The sequence below is a fragment of the Candidatus Enterococcus ikei genome (assembly GCF_017316105.1).
GTDB lineage: Bacteria > Bacillota > Bacilli > Lactobacillales > Enterococcaceae > Enterococcus_L > Enterococcus_L ikei.
The window spans coordinates 1-5293 of the sequence record NZ_JAFLWD010000005.1 but is presented as its reverse complement, the minus strand read 5'-3'; the positions used below and the strand labels follow the sequence as shown (position 1 = coordinate 5293).

The 5293-nt window shown below is 49.7% G+C and carries 3 rRNA genes; all 3 read right to left on the bottom strand.

What is annotated here, in order from left to right:
- Nucleotides 1-67: 67 nt before the first annotated feature.
- A 5S ribosomal RNA gene (gene rrf, locus JZO69_RS01735) occupies nucleotides 68-183 on the bottom strand.
- 96 nt (nucleotides 184-279) lie between these two features.
- Nucleotides 280-3191 (bottom strand): 23S ribosomal RNA (locus JZO69_RS01730).
- A 277-nt stretch (nucleotides 3192-3468) separates the two neighbouring features.
- Nucleotides 3469-5029 (bottom strand): 16S ribosomal RNA (locus JZO69_RS01725).
- Together the 16S, 23S and 5S rRNA genes form the textbook arrangement of a ribosomal RNA operon.
- Nucleotides 5030-5293: the final 264 nt, after the last annotated feature.

Genomic DNA, 5293 nt, shown 5'->3' with positions numbered 1-5293 from the left:
CCGCCGACCCCCTGCTTGTAAGGCAGGTGCTCTCCCAGCTGAGCTAAACCTCCAAGACAACACTTTAGCGTGGCGACGTCCTACTCTCACAAAGGGAAACCCTTCACTACAATCGGCGCTAAGAAGCTTAACTTCTGTGTTCGGCATGGGAACAGGTGTATCCTTCTCGCTATCGCCACCACACTGGGTGTTGTTGCTATTCAATTGAGTGATTATTCACTCAAAACTGGATTGAAGTAGTAATCAAACATTCCGAAAATACTTTTTTATTTCGTTTCTTTGGTTAAGTCCTCGACCGATTAGTATTGGTCCGCTCCGTACATCACTGCACTTCCACTTCCAACCTATCTACCTGATCATCTCTCAGGGGTCTTACTTTCTTAAAGAAATGGGAAATCTCATCTTGAGGTGGGCTTCACACTTAGATGCTTTCAGCGTTTATCCCTTCCCTACATAGCTACCCAGCAATGCCCTTGGCAGAACAACTGGTACACCAGCGGTAAGTCCATCCCGGTCCTCTCGTACTAAGGACAGCTCCTCTCAAATTTCCAACGCCCGCGACGGATAGGGACCGAACTGTCTCACGACGTTCTGAACCCAGCTCGCGTGCCGCTTTAATGGGCGAACAGCCCAACCCTTGGGACCGACTACAGCCCCAGGATGCGACGAGCCGACATCGAGGTGCCAAACCTCCCCGTCGATGTGGACTCTTGGGGGAGATAAGCCTGTTATCCCCAGGGTAGCTTTTATCCGTTGAGCGATGGCCCTTCCATGCGGAACCACCGGATCACTAAGCCCGACTTTCGTCCCTGCTCGACTTGTAAGTCTCGCAGTCAAGCTCCCTTCTGCCTTTACACTCTGCGAATGATTTCCAACCATTCTGAGGGAACCTTTGGGCGCCTCCGTTACTCTTTAGGAGGCGACCGCCCCAGTCAAACTGCCCACCTGACACTGTCTCCCACCACGATAAGTGGTGCGGGTTAGAGGGTTCATAACACAAGGGTAGTATCCCACCAGCGCCTCCACCGAAACTAGCGTTCCGGGTTCATCGGCTCCTACCTATCCTGTACATGTGGTACAAACACTCAATATCAAGCTACAGTAAAGCTCCATGGGGTCTTTCCGTCCTGTCGCGGGTAACCTGCATCTTCACAGGTACTAAAATTTCACCGAGTCTCTCGTTGAGACAGTGCCCAAATCGTTACGCCTTTCGTGCGGGTCGGAACTTACCCGACAAGGAATTTCGCTACCTTAGGACCGTTATAGTTACGGCCGCCGTTTACTGGGGCTTCAATTCTGAGCTTCGCCGAAGCTAACCCATCCTCTTAACCTTCCAGCACCGGGCAGGCGTCAGCCCCTATACTTCATCTTTCGATTTTGCAGAGACCTGTGTTTTTGATAAACAGTCGCTTGGGCCTATTCACTGCGGCTGACCGAAGTCAGCACCCCTTCTCCCGAAGTTACGGGGTCATTTTGCCGAGTTCCTTAACGAGAGTTCGCTCGCTCACCTTAGGATACTCTCCTCGACTACCTGTGTCGGTTTACGGTACGGGCAGTTGTTTTCTCACTAGAAGCTTTTCTTGACAGTGTGACATCAGGAACTTCGGTACTATTATTTCCCTCCCCATCACAGCTTGTCCGTACAGAGTAAAGCATTTGACTCTACTCAAGACTTACTGCTTGGACATGCACTTCCAGTCGCATGCATTCCTTAGCCTCCTGCGTCCCTCCATTGCTCAAACAAAAACAACTGGTACAGGAATATCAACCTGTTGTCCATCGCCTACGCCTATCGGCCTCGGCTTAGGTCCCGACTAACCCTGGGCGGACGAGCCTTCCCCAGGAAACCTTAGTCATACGGTGGACGGGATTCTCACCCGTCTTTCGCTACTCATACCGGCATTCTCACTTCTAAGCGCTCCACTAGTCCTCACGATCTAGCTTCAACGCCCTTAGAACGCTCTCCTACCATTACACCAGAGGTGTAATCCACAGCTTCGGTAAACTATTTAGCCCCGGTACATTTTCGGCGCAGGGTCACTCGACTAGTGAGCTATTACGCACTCTTTAAATGGTGGCTGCTTCTGAGCCAACATCCTAGTTGTCTGTGCAACCCCACATCCTTTTCCACTTAATAGTTATTTTGGGACCTTAGCTGGTGGTCTGGGCTGTTTCCCTTTCGACTACGGATCTTATCACTCGCAGTCTGACTCCCGGATATAAATGAATGGCATTCGGAGTTTATCTGAATTCGGTAACCCGAGATGGGCCCCTAGTCCAAACAGTGCTCTACCTCCATCATTCTTAATTCCGAGGCTAGCCCTAAAGCTATTTCGGAGAGAACCAGCTATCTCCAAGTTCGTTTGGAATTTCTCCGCTACCCACAGCTCATCCCCGCACTTTTCAACGTACGTGGGTTCGGTCCTCCAGTGCGTTTTACCACACCTTCAACCTGGCCATGGGTAGATCACATGGTTTCGGGTCTACGACTACATACTCATTCGCCCTATTCAGACTCGCTTTCGCTACGGCTCCGGCTCTTCACCTTAACCTCGCATGCAATCGTAACTCGCCGGTTCATTCTACAAAAGGCACGCCATTACCCATTAACGGGCTTTGACTTGTTGTAGGCACACGGTTTCAGGATCTATTTCACTCCCCTTCCGGGGTGCTTTTCACCTTTCCCTCACGGTACTGGTTCACTATCGGTCATTAGGGAGTATTTAGCCTTGCGGGATGGTCCCCGCGGATTCCGACGGAATTTCTCGTGTTCCGCCGTACTCAGGATCCTCCTAGGTGTTGCCAACATTTCGTCTACGGGGCTATTACCCACTTTGGCGAACCTTTCCAGGTTCTTCGACTATCTTGACAGACTACCACAACGGAGTCCTACAACCCCAACAAGCAAGCTTGTTGGTTTGGGCTCTTCCCGTTTCGCTCGCCGCTACTCAGGGAATCGAATTTTCTTTCTCTTCCTGCAGGTACTAAGATGTTTCAGTTCTCTGCGTCTACCTCTAACCAGCTATGTATTCACTGGCAAGTAACATCCTATAAAAGATGTTGGGTTTCCCCATTCGGAAATCTCTGGATCATAGCTCACTTACAGCTCCCCAAAGCATATCGGTGTTAGTCCCGTCCTTCATCGGCTCCTAATGCCAAGGCATCCACCGTGCGCCCTTATTCACTTAACCTTATGACCTTACGGTCAATTGTTTGGTTCGTTTCTCTAGCGATAGAGGCGTCACCAATAAAATAAGCTTCGAACAGTTAATTAACTCTTCAACGCGGTGTTCTCGGTTTGTTTTGATTACTTTTTTACTTCAATATCCAGTTTTCAATGAACAATTCGTTTGAGAGAAACATATAATAAGAAAGAAAACCTAATGATTAACTTCTATTTATAAGAGTAAACCTCTCAAAACTGAACAAAGTGTCGACGAATGTGTAAGTTTCCGTAATATTCCTTAGAAAGGAGGTGATCCAGCCGCACCTTCCGATACGGCTACCTTGTTACGACTTCACCCCAATCATCTATCCCACCTTAGGCGGCTGGCTCCACAAGGGTTACCTCACCGACTTCGGGTGTTACAAACTTTCGTGGTGTGACGGGCGGTGTGTACAAGGCCCGGGAACGTATTCACCGCGGCGTGCTGATCCGCGATTACTAGCGATTCCGGCTTCATGTAGGCGAGTTGCAGCCTACAATCCGAACTGAGAGAAGCTTTAAGAGATTTGCATGACCTCGCGGCCTAGCGACTCGTTGTACTTCCCATTGTAGCACGTGTGTAGCCCAGGTCATAAGGGGCATGATGATTTGACGTCATCCCCACCTTCCTCCGGTTTGTCACCGGCAGTCTCGCTAGAGTGCCCAACTGAATGATGGCAACTAACAATAAGGGTTGCGCTCGTTGCGGGACTTAACCCAACATCTCACGACACGAGCTGACGACAACCATGCACCACCTGTCACTTTGTCCCCGAAGGGAAAGCTCGATCTCTCGAGTGGTCAAAGGATGTCAAGACCTGGTAAGGTTCTTCGCGTTGCTTCGAATTAAACCACATGCTCCACCGCTTGTGCGGGCCCCCGTCAATTCCTTTGAGTTTCAACCTTGCGGTCGTACTCCCCAGGCGGAGTGCTTAATGCGTTAGCTGCAGCACTGAAGGGCGGAAACCCTCCAACACTTAGCACTCATCGTTTACGGCGTGGACTACCAGGGTATCTAATCCTGTTTGCTCCCCACGCTTTCGAGCCTCAGCGTCAGTTACAGACCAGAGAGTCGCCTTCGCCACTGGTGTTCCTCCATATATCTACGCATTTCACCGCTACACATGGAATTCCACTCTCCTCTTCTGCACTCAAGTCTCCCAGTTTCCAATGACCCTCCCCGGTTGAGCCGGGGGCTTTCACATCAGACTTAAGAAACCGCCTGCGCTCGCTTTACGCCCAATAAATCCGGACAACGCTTGCCACCTACGTATTACCGCGGCTGCTGGCACGTAGTTAGCCGTGGCTTTCTGGTTAGATACCGTCAAGGTAAGAGCAGTTACTCTCCTACTTGTTCTTCTCTAACAACAGAGTTTTACGATCCGAAAACCTTCTTCACTCACGCGGCGTTGCTCGGTCAGACTTTCGTCCATTGCCGAAGATTCCCTACTGCTGCCTCCCGTAGGAGTCTGGGCCGTGTCTCAGTCCCAGTGTGGCCGATCACCCTCTCAGGTCGGCTATGCATCATGGCCTTGGTGAGCCGTTACCTCACCAACTAGCTAATGCACCGCGGGTCCATCCATCAGTGACACCCGAAAGCGTCTTTCAAATCAACACCATGCGGTGTCGACTATTATGCGGTATTAGCACCTGTTTCCAAGTGTTATCCCCCTCTGATGGGTAGGTTACCCACGTGTTACTCACCCGTCCGCCACTCCTCTTTTCAAATGAGTGCAAGCACTCGGTAGAAAAGAAGCGTTCGACTTGCATGTATTAGGCACGCCGCCAGCGTTCGTCCTGAGCCAGGATCAAACTCTCATAATAAAAGTTGAACACAATCTTGCGATTGTTAAGCTCATTTGTTTGCTAGCATATTGCTTCGCTTTTGTTAAAAATTGTTGTTTGTTTTTACCGTTGTAAAAACAACCTACACATTTGGTTCGTCTTACTTTGTTCAGTTTTCAAAGGTCTACTGTGTTACCTCGCAGCAACTTTTATATCATATCAAATCTTCGATTTGATGTCAACACTTTTTTTCAAAAGTTTTAAAAGTTTTTTTCTGCTCGGCGTTGTCGTTTCTTTCGTGAC